This is a genomic window from Parabacteroides massiliensis (assembly GCF_900155425.1).
GTDB lineage: Bacteria > Bacteroidota > Bacteroidia > Bacteroidales > Tannerellaceae > Parabacteroides > Parabacteroides massiliensis.
On sequence record NZ_LT700190.1, the window covers coordinates 551,294 to 567,213 of the forward strand.

At 49.6% G+C, this 15,920-nt stretch carries 9 protein-coding genes and 1 riboswitch; of the genes, 3 read left to right on the forward strand and 6 right to left on the reverse strand.

Translation table 11 applies throughout. From position 1 onward, the window contains the following. Window positions 1–42 precede the first annotated feature (42 nt). The 5 genes from tamL to BQ9893_RS09760 form a co-directional block, all read right to left on the reverse strand. Window positions 43–2,346 carry a translocation and assembly module lipoprotein TamL gene (gene tamL, locus BQ9893_RS09740; RefSeq protein ID WP_075965847.1) on the reverse strand — a complete coding sequence of 768 codons (2,304 nt, stop codon included), beginning with the start codon at window positions 2,344–2,346 and terminating at the stop codon, window positions 43–45. Further along, entirely contained in the window at window positions 2,343–6,968 is a 4,626-nt protein-coding gene (locus BQ9893_RS09745) for a translocation/assembly module TamB domain-containing protein (RefSeq protein ID WP_075965848.1), read from the reverse strand. The genes tamL and BQ9893_RS09745 overlap by 4 nt, the downstream gene beginning before the upstream one ends. Before the next feature lie 162 nt (window positions 6,969–7,130). Beyond that, window positions 7,131–7,319 carry a hypothetical protein gene (locus tag BQ9893_RS09750; RefSeq protein ID WP_075965849.1) on the reverse strand — a complete coding sequence of 63 codons (189 nt, stop codon included), beginning with the start codon at window positions 7,317–7,319 and terminating at the stop codon, window positions 7,131–7,133. 494 nt (window positions 7,320–7,813) lie between these two features. Further along, window positions 7,814–9,352 (reverse strand): Ig-like domain-containing protein, encoded by a 1,539-nt coding sequence (locus tag BQ9893_RS09755; RefSeq protein WP_075965850.1) that lies wholly within the window; start codon window positions 9,350–9,352, stop codon window positions 7,814–7,816. Window positions 9,353–9,376: 24 nt separating this feature from the next. Then, window positions 9,377–11,737: a TonB-dependent receptor gene (locus tag BQ9893_RS09760; RefSeq protein ID WP_075965851.1), complete on the reverse strand. Its 2,361-nt coding sequence runs from the start codon at window positions 11,735–11,737 to the stop codon at window positions 9,377–9,379. Window positions 11,738–11,868: 131 nt separating this feature from the next. Further along, a riboswitch (cobalamin riboswitch) is annotated at window positions 11,869–12,074 on the reverse strand. A gap of 120 nt (window positions 12,075–12,194) precedes the next feature. On the opposite strand from BQ9893_RS09760, the gene BQ9893_RS09765 reads away from it, so the two are divergent. Both BQ9893_RS09765 and eno read left to right on the forward strand, forming a co-directional pair. Then, window positions 12,195–12,572 carry a thioesterase family protein gene (locus BQ9893_RS09765; RefSeq protein WP_075965852.1) on the forward strand — a complete coding sequence of 126 codons (378 nt, stop codon included), beginning with the start codon at window positions 12,195–12,197 and terminating at the stop codon, window positions 12,570–12,572. A gap of 140 nt (window positions 12,573–12,712) precedes the next feature. Continuing rightward, the gene (eno, locus tag BQ9893_RS09770; RefSeq protein WP_075965853.1) at window positions 12,713–13,993 is read left to right on the forward strand and encodes a phosphopyruvate hydratase; all 1,281 of its coding nucleotides are present in this window, start codon (window positions 12,713–12,715) and stop codon (window positions 13,991–13,993) included. 123 nt (window positions 13,994–14,116) lie between these two features. On the opposite strand, the gene fldA is transcribed toward eno, so the two are convergent. Further along, window positions 14,117–14,626, reverse strand: a complete 510-nt coding sequence (gene fldA / locus BQ9893_RS09775) for a flavodoxin FldA (RefSeq protein ID WP_075965854.1) — start codon at window positions 14,624–14,626, stop codon at window positions 14,117–14,119. 203 nt (window positions 14,627–14,829) lie between these two features. Here fldA and BQ9893_RS09780 point away from each other — a divergent pair, with 203 nt between their 5' ends. Then, window positions 14,830–15,918 (forward strand): acyltransferase, encoded by a 1,089-nt coding sequence (locus tag BQ9893_RS09780; protein WP_075965855.1) that lies wholly within the window; start codon window positions 14,830–14,832, stop codon window positions 15,916–15,918. Window positions 15,919–15,920 lie beyond the last annotated feature (2 nt).

Consider the following 15,920-nt stretch of genomic DNA (forward strand, 5'->3'; position numbering starts at 1 on the left):
ATATTTTTATAACGGAGATAAAAATAGAATATTGTCTGATTATCAGAACGGATATCCAATTGCCAAGTGCACACCCATGCCGTCTTTGAAGTCCGGAATATTGTAATAGCCTTTTTTCCCCGTGTCGTACGGAACGTGCAGGCCGATTCCCCAATCCAGGCGGATGACGAGGAAGGTCAGGTCGTAGCGTAGTCCGACACCTGTGCCTAAAGCCAAGTCTTTCAGGAAACGGCCCCATTTCAACTGTCCGCCGGGGCGGCTTTCATCGTAGCGTAGCAGCCAGACATTGCCGGCATCGAGGAAGGTCGCTCCGTGCAGGTCGCCTAAGATAGGAAAACGGTATTCCAGATTGGCTTCGAACTTGATGTCGCCGGTCTGGTCCAGATAGCCGTATTTTGAGTCGGTAGGACGGTAGCTGCCCGGCCCGATGCTTCGGATCGTGAAAGCCCGGATACTGTTGGCGCCACCGATATAGAACTGTTCGCTGTAAGGTGTCGTGATTGAATTGCCATAGCTGTATGCGACTCCGGCCATCAGGCGCCCGACCAGGTGTTGTTCCTTTCCGAGAGAATAGTTGTACCGTATTTCGCTCGTCAGTTTGGCAAACTGGGCGAACTTATTCCCAAACAGTTTCTTATCTCTTTTGTTGAAGTCCTTCCCGGCGATTGCATAAGCCGCGTCGAGGATAAGCCCTGCCTGCGTGAAGGAAGATTGCCACCAAAGGTGGTTCTTTTTGGTAGTGATAGGAGAATCGTCGTACGTATAGGTGTATCCCATAGAAGGGATGAACTGGTCTTCGAGGCTTCGCCCTAATGCTTTGTTGACACCTACGATAGAGTCGAATTCAGGTGTCCGGTGTTGCAACAGCGAGTAGGTCAGCTTGAAAGGCATCACCGAATGGTGGCTGGTCGCCGAAGGCTGGAACTCATACGAGGCGCTTCCGCCGAAAGCCAGCATCTTGAAAAATTTGGCACGGTTCAACTGGTCCGCATAGATACGGAAAGAGGTACTGGAAGGATATTTCGTATCGTTTTTTATCAGGCTGGGAAAAAGTACCTGCGGAAAAGTCAGCGTGCCGCTGATGCCGAACTCCCAGCTGTTGATCGTCGAACTGCTGCCTGAAACCCGTTTGCCGGTCTGCCATTCGTAGGAACCGCGCATACTGACGCCGAATGTCTCTCCTCCTCCGAATACATTACGTTTGGTCACGCTGAAAATGGCCCCCGGCCCTGTCTGGTCATTGCTCTTGGTGGTCACGTTCAGTTCCAGCTCGCCATCCAGAGGAAGATCGTAAACGGTGTTGATCTGCAAGTTCAACGTATCGCAACGGCGGGCGGTATCCTTGGGGATATATTGCATTTCCGAATAGCGGAAAATGCCGAGACGGGAGAAGCCGGTCTGCGTCTTTTCCTGTTGTTGCTGCGAATAGAGGTCGCCGGTGTGGAATTTCAGCCGGTCGTACAACACCTTCGGACGGACACGTAGCTTTCCTTCATAAAAGATGGTCATATCTTTATATCGGATGGAATCTGTCGGCGGCTCGTTGTTGTAGCCGTTCAGAAAGACTGATATGTCGCCTATTCTCCAGGGGCGCAGCACGGTGCGGGGCAGGCCGGGCTTTGTGGAGATACGGAGCGCCACCTTTCCCGGATTCATGATCGTATCGGCCTGGTAACTGATAAATTCGGGACGGAAATAGTAATACCCGTTGTTGCGGAGCAGGGAAGAGATACGTTGGCGTTCGGCTTCGAGCTGTACGACATTGAAATTATCCCCGTCGTGCAGAAGCCGGTCGCCGATGTTACGTTGTACGAGCGTGTCGATGCGATGCCGTAGCCGGACATAAGCGATGCTGTCGTATGTGTAGGCATTGTTCATCTCCACCTTGTAGTTGATCTTTGCCTTTTTCGGATTCTTGGGGTCCGGTTCCACTTCATAGGAAGTAGCCCCGTTGAAGTAGCCGTATTCGCGAAGCAGGTTATAGGCTACTTTTGTTCGGACTTCCGGATTGACCGTGTTGATGAAAACAGGTTTGGACGCCAGTTTATTGAAAATCCATTTACCCACTTTCCCCTTTCTGTTCACGAACGCATTGTACACCCACAGTCCGAACGGGAAAGGGATACGGACGGACGAACTCCCGAGCAAGGCGTTATTGGGTGGGTAGGCAAGGGCGGCCTCTACTTCCGTCAGTGCTTCTTCCCCTTCCTTGCTTTTATCCTCGTTCGTCACCTCAATCTTCTTGATCCCCATATATAAAACTTCCCCCTCCGGCAAATTCTTCGTCGTGGAGCAGGAAGCAAGCAGGAATAACGAAATATATGCAATATATTTGATGTGTTTCATTTTTTCTCTTCTGTTTGTTTGTCGTCCGTTACCGGCTTGGGTTTGTTCTTCTTAAAGATGAAGAGTTCACGGAGGTGAAGCATCTTTCTGCGCAGGACGATACCGGCACCTGTTTCTGTGATCTCGCCTTCCAGCAGGCTCTCGTAGTTCTTGTCGTGGAAGAGCTTGATGTAGCGGGTCCCGCTGCCGTCGAGACGGTATTCGATCGATACGTTGTCGATGAATTGCTGCGACTGCCCGGCGTTGACATCCTGCCCGGTCGAAACACGTCCGCCCAGTATGATGCTGATCCGGTCGTTGTAGAACCGCTTGGCGAAGCGGAAGGAGAAGTCTGTCCGTTCCCCACCAGCTCCTGTGCCGTTCTGGTCATACTGCTCCATGCCCAATGTGATATCCACGGACTTCAAGGCGCTGCCCGCGATATTGTTGATCTCGCTTTGAAGGAAGCTGTTCAGGGCGGCCCCCATGTCGAGACTCGGTTTCTTCCCGCCGCCGACATCGCTCATGTTGAGGTACATTCCCGTGACAAGCATCGTGACGGCTATCTGCGACCGTTGCCCTTCGCCCATCTTTTCCAGCTCCTGCTGCATGGATTGATCTTCCGGTGCGGAAAGAATGAATTGCAGTTGCAGGTTCTCCAGCGTCTGTTTGATAGCCACGCCGACATTGAATGTGACCAACCGTGAGCTGCCGTCGTCCTGCGTGACGGAGGCCCGCATTCGTTCGGTAGCCGTCAAGTTCAGCATCGGGTCCATCGGGTTGCCGCTCCATTGGACATAGCTTCCGTCCTGTATCGTAAACTCTTTGAGCGGAATAATTGGCATGGCATATTTTACCATCCCTCCCGAGAGCGTATAACGTCCGTTCAGGATCATTTCACCCTGTGTCGTGTACTGGAACGACAAGTCGCCACCTCCCTCCAGTTCCACGCGGCTCGATTGGTCGGGGGTGATGTCTGCGTTCAGACGCACGGCCTGGTCGATCCGGATGGTTATCAGCATGTCCAGTCCGCCGATGGGCAGCGGAGCTTCCGGGCGGTGTCGGCGAGTCATCAGCGTGTCGGAGAAGTCGGTAAAGGTCACAAGGTCTGCCAGGCGGTCTTGAGCCGTGAGCGGTGAGTCCTGCATCACGTAAGTGACATTCGTCCCGCCCAACAGTTGTAAATCTCCTCGCATGACCAAGGCATCGAGCGGTCCTTTGACAGTCGAGTTGAGGTTGACAAGCAGTTTGCCGTAAACCATGCTCTCCTTGTTGCGCTTCACGTTCAGCAGTTGCATGTTTTGGGCTGTCAGCTTCAGGTTTGCCATCATCCGGGAAGGATTGTGAATGTCGACCGTCCCGTCGATTATAAACGGATTGGTTCCCGAAGCGTAGATGTTGTATTTGTCGAAACGGATCAGATTATCCTTGATCCTGATGTCTTGCTTGTCGAAACGGAAGGAAGAGCCGACCGCCGTGACATATACCGCCGAACTGTCCATCCTCACATACCCGTTGACGTCAGGCGCCGACGCGGTCCCGCTTATCGCCAACTCGCCTTGCAAGGCTCCTGTCAGTTTGGCCATATTGTCAGGAATGAACGGGTTTACCATCTCCAGTGGCAAGTCGGTGATATTCATATTCCCGTCCAGATAATCCGTTTGCCCCATTTTGTAATAGGCGTTGATCGCCGCGACCTCGTTACGGTCGCGGAAAAGGTGCATGTCGACCTGATGTTCCTTGTCGCTAAGCGGCAGATAAACAGTGTTGAACATCAGTTCGCCGACACGTCCTCCTTCGTAGAACAGGCTGTCGATATGAGCGTCTGCCACCACCATGAAGCTGCTGTCCGAAGGGGCATACTGCAAGTCGGCGCTCAACATTCCCCGCATGGCAGGAAGGTCCGGAAACCCCTTCGTGATCGCATCCAGGTCTATCTGGCTCAGTTCGGCATGGATTTCTTCCATCCCTTCCCCTCCGGCAAGCGAATGAATCCAGAGCGAAGCATTGTTCTCGCCGGTCAGCCGGACATCGGCGGCAATATCTTTTATATTTCGGTACAGGATATAATTGTCGGCATTCAACTTAAATGTACGGAAAGCCAGTATCGGATCTTCCGGGAAGAGATGCAGGCGCAATCCTTCTTTTTCCTTGTCGACACGAGCCCCTAAACGGATGCCGGTTTTACCCTGGCCGTCGGTATATTTCAGTTCGGCATCGGTAAAGGTATTACGGATTTTTCCTTGCAAGCCGGCGGTAAAAGGTTGCTGTTTTCTGTATTTTGTCTTGATGACTTTCGTGTCGTACAGCAAGCCGAGCGAATCTTGCCGGACGATGAGGCAGATCGTGTCGATCCGTGTCGTGTCCTGCATCAGGTTGAAGAGATCGGCATCGAGGAAGAAACCCTCTTCAGGTGAAGTGCGGGCTTCGATATCCAGGTTGTCAAAGGTGATATAATACTGTTGCAGGATGTTGTAGATCGGGTTATCCTTGCCGGCCGTGACCTTCAGGTCCATGTCCGGAAGGAGCGGACGGAACGCCGGTATGTTGATCATCGAATCGCGTTCCAGCTGCCGGGTGAGTCCTTCGTTTATATTCGTGAATTTATCGGCCATCGTCTCGATATCCGCATTACCGGTCAGGACGATTCCGAGGTCTCCGGCGTGGAAAGAAACGCGAGTCGTGTCTTTATCGCTGTGAGCGTGTAGAGTCAATGTTTTCGGACGAAACTTGCCGGTCGGGTTTATCAGTTCCCAGTTACCAAGGGTTATATCTACCTGATTGTTCTTCCCCATGTCCGTTTCCGCCTCGGCAAAGAGCTGGAAGGAGGTAGCCAGTGAGTCGTTCATGAAGTGCATGCCGTACAGGTCCAGGTTTTGCACGTCGGCGATCAGCATCGCGTTCACTTTCTTCTGGAGGAGGGTCGCATTCAGCGACAAGTCCATCTTCGCAAGCGGATAATGGCTGAGCAGGTCGAATTTCAACAGGTTCTTTTCCAGTGAACCGTCCAGTTTCACATCGGATACGGCGTATGTCCCATACTGGATATTCGTGATCTTTCCGTCTAATTTGGCCCAGGTGGATGCGTGAAACGGGTCGTACCCTTTCCCTTCGGCACGGATCGAAGCTGTCAGGTGGTAAAGGGAGTCTTGGGGCAGAAAGTCGGTTGGTTTCAAGCTGTCGACCTCCAGGTCGGCCTGGTAAGACTCTTGTGCGGGGTTATAGCGTGCCGTCAGTCCGACCTTGCCTTCGCCTTGTGTGAGCAAAAGGTCGGCGCGGTATTCTTGGCTCTGCAAAGTCGCTTCTCCTTTCAGCTCCATTACCGGAAGGTTATAGCGCGAACGTTCGGATGCGGGCAACATGCAAAGGACGAAATCGAGGTTCCCGGTCTGTGCGTCCAGCTCGAATTTACCCGAACGGCGGATACTGTCTGCCACGGCTTTCATCTCTCCTGTGATATTCATATTGAAGACACCGGGCAGCTCGCTTTTCAGCTGGCGCAACCGTAAAGCAGCCAGGTTCCCTTCTATTCCGGCCGTCAGGCTGATTTCTTTTTGAGGATAGGCTTGTTTGAACTCATCGGGGAGAGTGCCGGCAAAGATGAATACATCCTCTTTTCCTACCGAGGCGGTCAGCAGGCTGCGGAGCGTTCCGCTTGGCGTATTGTCGAACGAACTCCAAGGAACGGTTGCCAACAGGCGGAGCTCCGAGTAAGGTGTTTTCAACAGAAGCCCCGGCACCTGTATCGTCGTGCTGTCGCTGCTGATGTCTCCGGTCAGCGAACTTAGTGTCAGCCCCGAACGGTCATTGGCGGAAAACTCTTTGATCCGTGCGCCGATGTCCCGGCCTCCGTACAGAAGCGAATCGATCCGGATGTTCACATCACTCAAGGCAATATGTGCCGGATCGAAACCCGGTGTCGGATCACTGTTGTTGCCGTCGTAACCCAAGGAAGAACCGGACAGAAGGAAACGGGCTGCACTGTAGCGTGCCGATCCGAGGTCGACCATCCCGTCGGTCAGTCCCGCCTTGTCGATATAGGTCGAAAGGCGCAACGAATCGTCCGGCATCTGCATGGCGAACGCTACCCGGTTCAAGTCGATCCGCTCCAACACCAATTTCCAGTTGACCGCCGTCGATGTCGTATCCTTGTTTGTTGTCGTGTCGTTCATCAGAAGGGTGACGGCTGTGTCCGAAAGGTCGATTTTGTTCAACCGCGCAATCTCTTTCCCGAGGTCTATACGGTCTGCTTTGGCATAGAGCTTTCCTAACGTTCCTTTGATCTCCATGCCCTCGATCAGGTTGCCTGTATTGGCTTTCACGCCGCGCAGGTCGATTGCATCCACCAGAACCTCTTTTTTCAGCAACGGCAGCGGGCGGATGTTGACCTGGAAACTTTCGAGTGACAATAACGTGTCGGGAGGGGCTATGACCTTCACGTTCCGGACTGTCAGGTTTAGCGGGAAAGAAAGACGTATCTGTCCGATCCCGATATTCATACCGGTAGCCTCACTGGCATATTGGGTGGCTAACCGTACAGCGAAGTTCTGGAAAGAAGGTATATATAAAAGAATTGAAATCAGGATGACCAATACCACCGGTATCAGGCATATGACCCCTATTCGCTTCATCCAACGTCTCATTTGTCCTTATTGTGTGTTTTCGTTATAATCATAACGGTTAAAGGGGGTGTTTTGTTTGACATCCCGTTAACAAAAATAGGGAATAAATCGAAAACAAAGAAGTAATATCGATAAAATGGTAATAATAACTGCCCGGAACCGGTTTTGTTCACATTAATCCTGTTATCTTCTTCTCCAATCTTTTTTGACGACTCTTCTTCTAATCAGAACGATCGGGATAAATATGACAGCTATCCAAAAGAGGCTGATCAGCATAAGAGTCAGGGTAGAAAGGTTTTCCGGCATCAATACTTTGTCGGTTTGTTTGTCAGGCATTGTTTCTGCATGTACCTTCTGGTCGGACAGATCCATTTTTGTAATTTATTATTTCAACGTTAGAATTCAAAATACAAAGTTCTGATATCTGCAAAGTCCTGTAAATACCGAGTTGTAGGTATAATAAAAGAGTTTCCTACCTATTTTTAGGTAGGAGTGGCGGAAGATTTCTTTACCGGACCGCTTTGTCAAGCTTCCTTCCCCCTTATTGCCATTTCAACCCTTATTGTACAGTTTGCCTTAATACCCATTGGTTCAAATCGAAACTACTACCGCATAAAATTTGATTTTATACCCCATATAATTCAAATTACCCCTAAGGGTAATATTTTTTAACAAACTGTATTTTCTTTATCTTACTAACAATCAGCTGTTTCTCGGATACGGCTGTTTTTGAGGGGATATTGTCAATTTCGGACAAAAATAGAGAGCTTTTTCTTACAAACGTTCTACCTGTATAAAAAAGGAAAGGGAGTGTTTTTGACGCACTCCCTTTCTTGTTGGAAACGATTGATCCCGACGGGCCGGAATTAATCGTTTTCTATCACACGTATCATGTCGAAGTAGAATTCACCGGCTACTTCAGCACCTTTCTCTATAGTTCCGGTCTTTGTGTCGTAGATGTAGATGATGGCATTGGCATCAGCTTCGGTGTTCACGCCGATGTAGGCTTTCTCGTTGAAGACAACGGAACGCTGCGAGAAGCGGCCTCCGCTGTAAGCGAGTTCTTTGCCATCGTAGCTCAGACGTGTCCTTTCGCCTGTGGCAAGATCGATGATGGAGTAATAGTGGCTGTAATTGTCGATTGCCGTACCGGCAGCATCGTTACGTGCATAAGCAAGTGCCTTGCCGTTACCCATGTTTTGGATAGTGAGTAGTTTGCCGTCTGCATTCGGATAGCCTTCGTAATCGGGATCGAAATCCGTTTCCCCGTTCTTGATGCGCAACAGGTGTCCTTCTTCTATATTGTCTTTGACAACGGCTGCGGCCAGATAGAGGTTGCCGGCTTCATCGTATGTTACGCAGTCTTGCATCAATTCTCCGTATGCGCTTCCTGCCATTTCATCGGCAAGCGAGTTGCGCTTATTGCTTTCCACGGCCAAGCTGGATGGATCGAGGACTGCCGTGTAAAATTTGGTAGTTGTTTTGCCACCTCTTCCGGATACGCCGTTTTTCCCGTAATAGAAATAGTATAATTTGCCGGCCTTTTCATTGTAGGTGAGGATACCTGATGTAGAGAATTTCTTCGTCTCTTCTCCTTTTATTTCTGATTCCGGCAGCGGGATATCCAGGGTGCCTTCTTCAATAATCGACATATCGTCGGCATTCAGCTTGCTCCAGATAATCTTACTTGCATCGCCGCTGGCAGCCATGATGACGAGCGTGTTGTCGTCAGTCCAAGCATGGGTGTAGGAACGCACTTTGTAGGTATTTGTCTTAAAGGGTGATGAAGCTTTTTCTATCACCTTGCTGTCTTTGATCTGATATTTCACGAAACGGTCGCTGCTTGAAGGAATCTGGTAATAATATTTCCCCTTCGAGATGCTTTCCATGGAATAATCTCCTAATTCGGTTCCTTCCCCTTTGATAGTGATAGTCCCCATGTCGGCCGTCAGTTTGTCGACGTTGTTGACAACAGTCGTGTTCTTGCTGCTCATGCCGCCATGTTTTCCTACGGTCAGGAAAAGGTCGAAGTGATATTTGCTTTCGTCGAAAGCCGGCGCATCACGGGTTACGGTTACTTCGCAAGTGGCCGTGAATCCGCCGTCGTCCGTTATTACCGTGATCGTGGTCGATCCTTCGGAAACAGCTGTTACAACGCCTTTTTCTACTGTTGCGACATTTGTGTCCGAACTGTTCCAGGAAACAGTCGTTACAGTAGCATTTTCAGGGACAACAGTCGCGGTCAGTGTCCCGGTGGTTCCCGTTTTCAAGGTTAATGTGGACGGAGTGATTGTGACACCGGTCACGGAAACGTCTTTTAGATCATCATCATCAGAACAAGCCGTAAAACCAAGTGAGATCAGGGCTGTGATGAAGGTTAGCAATGTGAATTTGAACTTTTTCATACTCTTTTGTTTTTAATATGAGTGTTAATTGATAAAGACTCTGAACTTTGCGAAGAAAGCGCGTCCGGGTTTTTGCAGCTTGTAGTTGTCATAAGCTGTTTCATCGAGGAAATTCGAACATTCCAATGCGATGTTATAACGGTCTTGCTTCCAAGAATAGGTGATATTGGCATTACAGATATGCTGCGAGGGAATACGGGCTTTGGTATCGCGGTTGCCGTAGGCTTCCCATGTCAGGAAATACCAATGTACCCATTGGAACGTACAACCTAAACGCAGTTTGTTGTCCTGCTGCAGAAGGTTGCGGAACGTATAGCTCACCTCTGCGCTGCCGAACAGCCAGGGACGATTGGGCACGTGGTTTTCGTATGTGGCGGAAGGTTTGCCGTCCTCTTTGTATTTTTGCTGGTCGCGGGCATCCTGGTAACTGACATTGGCCATGAGTTGCAAACGGCCGTCCCAATCATAGCGAACTTCTCCTTCCACTCCTTTGATATGGACGGCAGGGTCGTTGACATACTGCATCATACCTTCTTTTTCAATAACGGAAGTCTGTATGTAATTGTCCACGTAGCGCAGGAATCCGTTTGCCTCGTAATAAATGGTATGTCTGCCTGCAGGATGCCATGTGCCGAACAGGGCGAAATTGACATTGTTACTCTTTTCCGGTTCCAGTGCCACATTTGCATAGATGGTGGTTCCGTTGCCCAACAGTTCGCGGGCGATAGGAAGGCGCACACTGTGTTCATAGGAAATCTTTACCGCCAACGGTTCGAAGAACATGTAGCGCAGTCCGGTCCCGTAGCCGAAATAGTTTTTGGTGGTGGAACCCTTCACCTTGTCCGATCCCGTTACAGAAGACTGGTCGGTCTGCCGGATATTCGGATGGTTCACATAATCTTTGGCAAAGAATACATTCTGCATCTTTCCGTCAAAAAACGATTGGCTGTAGGTCAACCCGATAATATGTTTGGTCACGGCGTCATTTGATGGTTCGAAGCTCTGGTCCAAATCATCATAGCGGTCGTTTCCCGTCCGGTTCATATGATAATTCAGGTTAAGGCCGTGATGTTCGCCCAGGCGGTAATCCAAATTGGCCCGTGCGATGGTCAGAGGACGTTTATAGTGGCGTATGGAAGGCTCATTGCCTCTGATTTCGTTGCGTTGGCTCACGATGTAGCCTCCGTCCCAATAATATTTCCGATAGGCCGTATCGATCGTAATGGAATGGTCCCATGTGTGCGACAAAGTCGCTTTCAGTGTCAAGCCTTCGGTTATGAAGTTCTGTTTGTTATAACGTGCCGAAACGTTCCATGCATCCGAATTGCGTTCGGCCATACCATAGACTTTGGTCTGTACGGAACCGGTCTGCAATTCCTTGTCCGTTTTTGAGTAGGAGGCGGAGACGAAAAATTCGTCAGCCCAGCGCTTGCCGGTGATTCCGGCTTCTATCTGTGTCAAAAGTGAAAAATAGCCGTCATGGAAACGTTTGGGATTGCCGTAGATAAATTGGTCGCCAGTCTCGTTGCGCATCTGCACGTCTTTCATCCGGTAGTCGTTTTTCGAATAGTTGATGCCGATGGTAGGACGTACGATCAGTCCTGTGTGGCGTTCCACAAACTGTGCGTTCAGGTCGGCACGGTGTGTGTGGAACGAACCGATACTGTAGGAAGCGTCTACGAAGTTTTTCTTTTTCGGCTGAGTGATAATATTGACGGCACCGCCTAATGCGTCCGTACCTAATGAGGCCGGTACTACGCCTTTATATATCTCCACCCGGTCGATCAGGTTGACAGGCAGATTGGCAAGCGTCACATTGCTTCCCTTGCTGTCCAAAGGAACGCCGTCGATGAAATAGCGGACGGAATTACCTGACAGCCCGTTGATCGACAAGTCGAAATCGGAACCTACGCCTCCTTCTTCGCGTACTTTGACACCGCTTGTCCGATTCACTAATTCATTCAGGTTGTTAAGCGAATTAATGACAGGCTTGACATCGAGCGCATTGACCGAAAGAGCGCTTTCTCTGGCCTGCTGCGATTGTGTTTTTCCGTACACCTCCACCGAGTTCAGGTTTACGGCACTCTCTTCCAGTTTGAAATCGAGGGTTTTGTCGCGTTGGAGGTCGAGTGTTGTTTTGATTGTTTGATATCCCAGGGAGGAGACGACAAACGTATGTTTGCCGGGAGATACTTTCAGGGAGTAATACCCGTTGTCATCCGTATAAGTGCCGGAGGTCGTATTTTCGATGGCGATCGTTACCAGCGACAGGGGCATATTTTGCTGGTCGGTGACTTTCCCTTTGAGCGTAATTGTGTTTTGTGCCGTCAGGCTCAATTGTGACAGGCAGACAAACAAAAGAAAAACATGTACAAAGACTTTCATTTTAATCCTTGATATAGCGATTCATGACTTGCTTATGGAAATGCGCACAAGGAGAAATGATTTCTTTATGTAAAAGGGGATAAAGAATGACCAGACTCGATGTTTTACCGCTTTGTTTCCCGAAAGCATTAAAACTGTGTTTGTTTTTGGCAGGTCTTCTGACTTGTTCCGTCTTTGAATGCCTTCCCATCCGGTGACGGACAGTGGCTTGCGATGTATTCAAAGATTTGGGGAGGAACTTACAGCAGCGGGTCTGTTCAGGATTCGCACCTGATTCCCTTTTTATCGCACTCCCGTAGCAATTGGGAGCCGCGAAACCAAAACTGTGGCAAAGGTAAGAAAAAAGTCTGTCCGTACAAAAGGCGGATTGAAAAACAAAATCATTATTTTTGGCGGCGGATTTCGTCAGAATCCGTGAAAAAGCAATAGAATGTAGAACCATTAAAAAGAAGTGACTATGTTGGAAAAAGGATTGAAACATACCAGCCGGACTGTCGTACAGCCGGAAAATTTCGCATCGGCGATGGGGTCGGGAGACCTGCCCGTGTTGGCAACGCCGGCTTTGGTGGCATTGATGGAAAACGCGGCGATGCTCGCTGTTGCGGCTGGACTCCCCGAAGGTTCGACCACCGTAGGGGCTAAAATGGACATGACGCATGTCCGTCCTTCCGGTGAAGGCGAGGAGGTGAGTGCGGAAGCGACACTGGTCGAGGTGGACGGGCGGAAGTTGACCTTTTCGCTGGTCGCCAGAGATTCGGCGGATGTGATCGGCGAAGGGACGCATATCCGCTATATCGTCGACAGAACGAAATTTTTGTCGAAGCTGAAAGGCTGACCACCGCTCTGCTTGCAGTAAAGAAAGGAATATGAAGTTACCTATTAGTAGGTATTTTCGGCCTGCTAAATAGTCATTTATGGTGATTTTATATTCCTTTTTCGTCCTCTATCTTTGCCTCACTTTAAAATAGCAAACAAATGAGAATAGAAAAGATTACAGGACGTGAAATCCTCGATTCGAGAGGAAATCCTACCGTTGAAGTAGATGTTTGGTTGGAATCAGGTGTAATGGGGCGTGCTTCCGTTCCGTCGGGAGCTTCGACCGGAGAACATGAGGCGCTGGAATTGCGTGACGGCGATAAGAACCGTTATGGCGGTAAAGGCGTGCAAAAAGCGGTTGAAAACGTCAATAAAACGATTGCCCCGGCCTTAGTGGGAATGTCGGCTTTGAACCAGCGGGCTATCGACCATGCAATGTTGAAACTCGATGGAACAAAAACCAAATCCAACTTAGGAGCCAACGCGATCTTGGGTGTTTCTCTTGCAGTGGCAAAGGCGGCAGCCAATTATCTGGACATCCCGTTGTACCGTTATATCGGAGGGACAAACACCTATGTAATGCCTGTGCCGATGATGAATATCATCAATGGAGGTTCTCACAGCGATGCTCCGATCGCTTTCCAGGAATTCATGATTCGTCCGGTTGGCGCTTCTTCTTTCAAAGAAGGTCTGCGGATGGGGGCGGAAGTGTTCCATGCGTTGAAAAAAGTGTTGAAAGACCGTGGCCTGAGCACGGCTGTAGGTGATGAGGGCGGTTTTGCGCCGAACCTGGAAGGGACGGAAGATGCTCTGAACTCGATCATCGCTGCCATCAAAGCAGCCGGCTATGTACCCGGACAGGATGTGAAGATCGGTATGGACTGTGCTTCTTCTGAATTTTATGTGAACGGTGTCTACGACTATACTAAGTTTGAAGGTGCGAAAGGCGTTAAACGTACGGCAGACGAACAGATTGCCTATCTGGAAAAACTGATCGACGAATATCCGATCGACTCTATCGAAGACGGTATGAGCGAAAATGACTGGGAAGGCTGGAAGAAGTTGACAGAACGGATCGGTAACCGCTGCCAGTTGGTGGGCGACGACCTGTTCGTTACAAATGTGGACTTCCTCTCCAAAGGAATTCAGGAAGGTTGTGCCAACTCCATCCTGATCAAGGTGAACCAGATCGGATCGCTGACAGAAACACTCGATGCAATCGAAATGGCACATCGCCACGGCTATACGACCGTCACTTCCCACCGCTCCGGCGAAACGGAAGATGCTACGATTGCCGATATCGCCGTCGCTACCAACAGCGGGCAGATCAAGACAGGTTCTTTGAGCCGTTCAGATCGTATGGCCAAGTACAACCAGTTGCTTCGTATCGAAGAGGAACTGGGCGATCTGGCAGTTTACGGATATAAAAGAATAAAATAATCAGATTTAATCATAATTGCTAATTTGCATAGATAACGGAACTAAAATCGGAAAAGGGCCTCTTGTGAGAGAGGCCCTTTTTATTGCTATAAAATCGGATTGATTGGTTTATAGGTGGATATGTTATTCCACTCCGTCGTTTTTCAAGCTTTCGATCCAGGCATCTATACGTGCCGGGGTCTGGTCGTCTTCGTTCATTTCATCAAGTGCGAGACCGACGAATTTGCCATCGATGACAGCGGTCGAATCGTCGTAGGTGTAGCCGGAGGCATCCATGCTGCCGACGAATTTGCAACCGGAGGCTTTCAGGTCGTTGTAGATTGTCCCGATCGCGTCGCAGAAAGTATCGCTGAAAGAAGAAGAATCGCCACAACCGAACAGTCCGACCAGCTTGCCGGATAAATCTAATTTCTTGATTTTCGGGAGAAAATCATACCAGTCGTCCTGGAGATCGCCTGCTCCCCAGGTGGAACTACCCAACAACAACACTTCATAAGGAGCGAAATCGGCAGGAGAGGCCTGGCTGACATCATGAATATCCGATGATTTGACGCCCAATTTTTCTGCAATCTGTTTTGCAACACCTTCGGTTGTCCCGTTCGACGAACCGTAAAAGATTCCTATAGTCTTCATTCTTAATTTGTTTTTAATTGATAACGAGGGCAAATATCCATCATTCCGCTTCACCGTACAATACCTACAAAGATGTATTTTACAAGCTACTCATACCTTTTTGAGGGGATTCCCGGCTTTTTCCCTATCTTTGGCATTTATTAAGCACATGCTTCGCCTCAAAGAATTAAATCTCTTATTAATCATAGTAATCAAGCAAAAAAATGAAACGTATAGTTTTTTTGGATTATGTGCGCGTATTTGCGTGTTTCCTTGTCATGGTCGTCCATGCCAGTGAGAATTTTTACGGTGCCCCCGGTTCGACAGACATGGTAGGGCCGCAAGCCTTTCTGGCAAATGAGTCAGACCGGCTGTGGGTGTCTATGTACGATGGATTTTCGCGTATGGCCGTTCCGTTGTTTATAATCGTCTCTGCCTTTCTCCTTGCGCCGATGAAGGAGGGACAGTCCATGTGGCAATTCTACCGCCGGCGTTGTATCCGCATCCTGCCGCCTTTTTTCATATTCATGATACTCTACAGTACCCTGCCGATGTTGTGGGGGCAGATCGATGGGGCGACCTCGGTCAAAGACCTGTCGCGGATATTTCTGAATTTCCCGACGCTGGCGGGGCACTTGTGGTTCATGTATCCTTTGATCAGCATTTACTTGTTCATCCCTATCGTCTCGCCCTGGTTGAGTAAGGCGACGGCCAAAGAAGAACGTTTCTTCATCGGTTTGTTCCTGTTGTCGACCTGTATGCCGTACTTGAACCGTTGGTTCGGAGAAGTGTGGGGACAGTGTTTCTGGAACGAATACCATATGCTGTGGTACTTTTCCGGTTACTTGGGTTATCTCGTGCTTGCACATTACATACATGTCCATCTGACCTGGAACCGCTCCACACGTTTCATCGTCGGAACCGCTTCGATGGTCCTCGGAGCAGCTTTGACCATCTATTCGTTCTATGTCCAGGCCATACCCGGAGAAATCCTTCCGACACCCGTACTGGAGATAGGATGGGCTTTCTGCACCATCAACTGCGTGCTTCTCACGGCGGGCACCTTCCTGATGTTCAGTTGCATTGAACTTTCCGAAACTCCGCGTTTCGTGTTGGAACTCTCCAAACTCAGCTACGGGATGTATTTGATGCATATCTTTTGGCTCGGCCTGTGGGTTACGGTGTTCAAATCCGTCTTGCCGTTGCCTACAGTTGCAGCCATACCCGTCATTGCGGCATGTACATTCGTTAGCTGTTTTGTGGCGACCAAGATTATTTCACTCATACCGGGCGGTAAATGGATTGTCGGATAAAA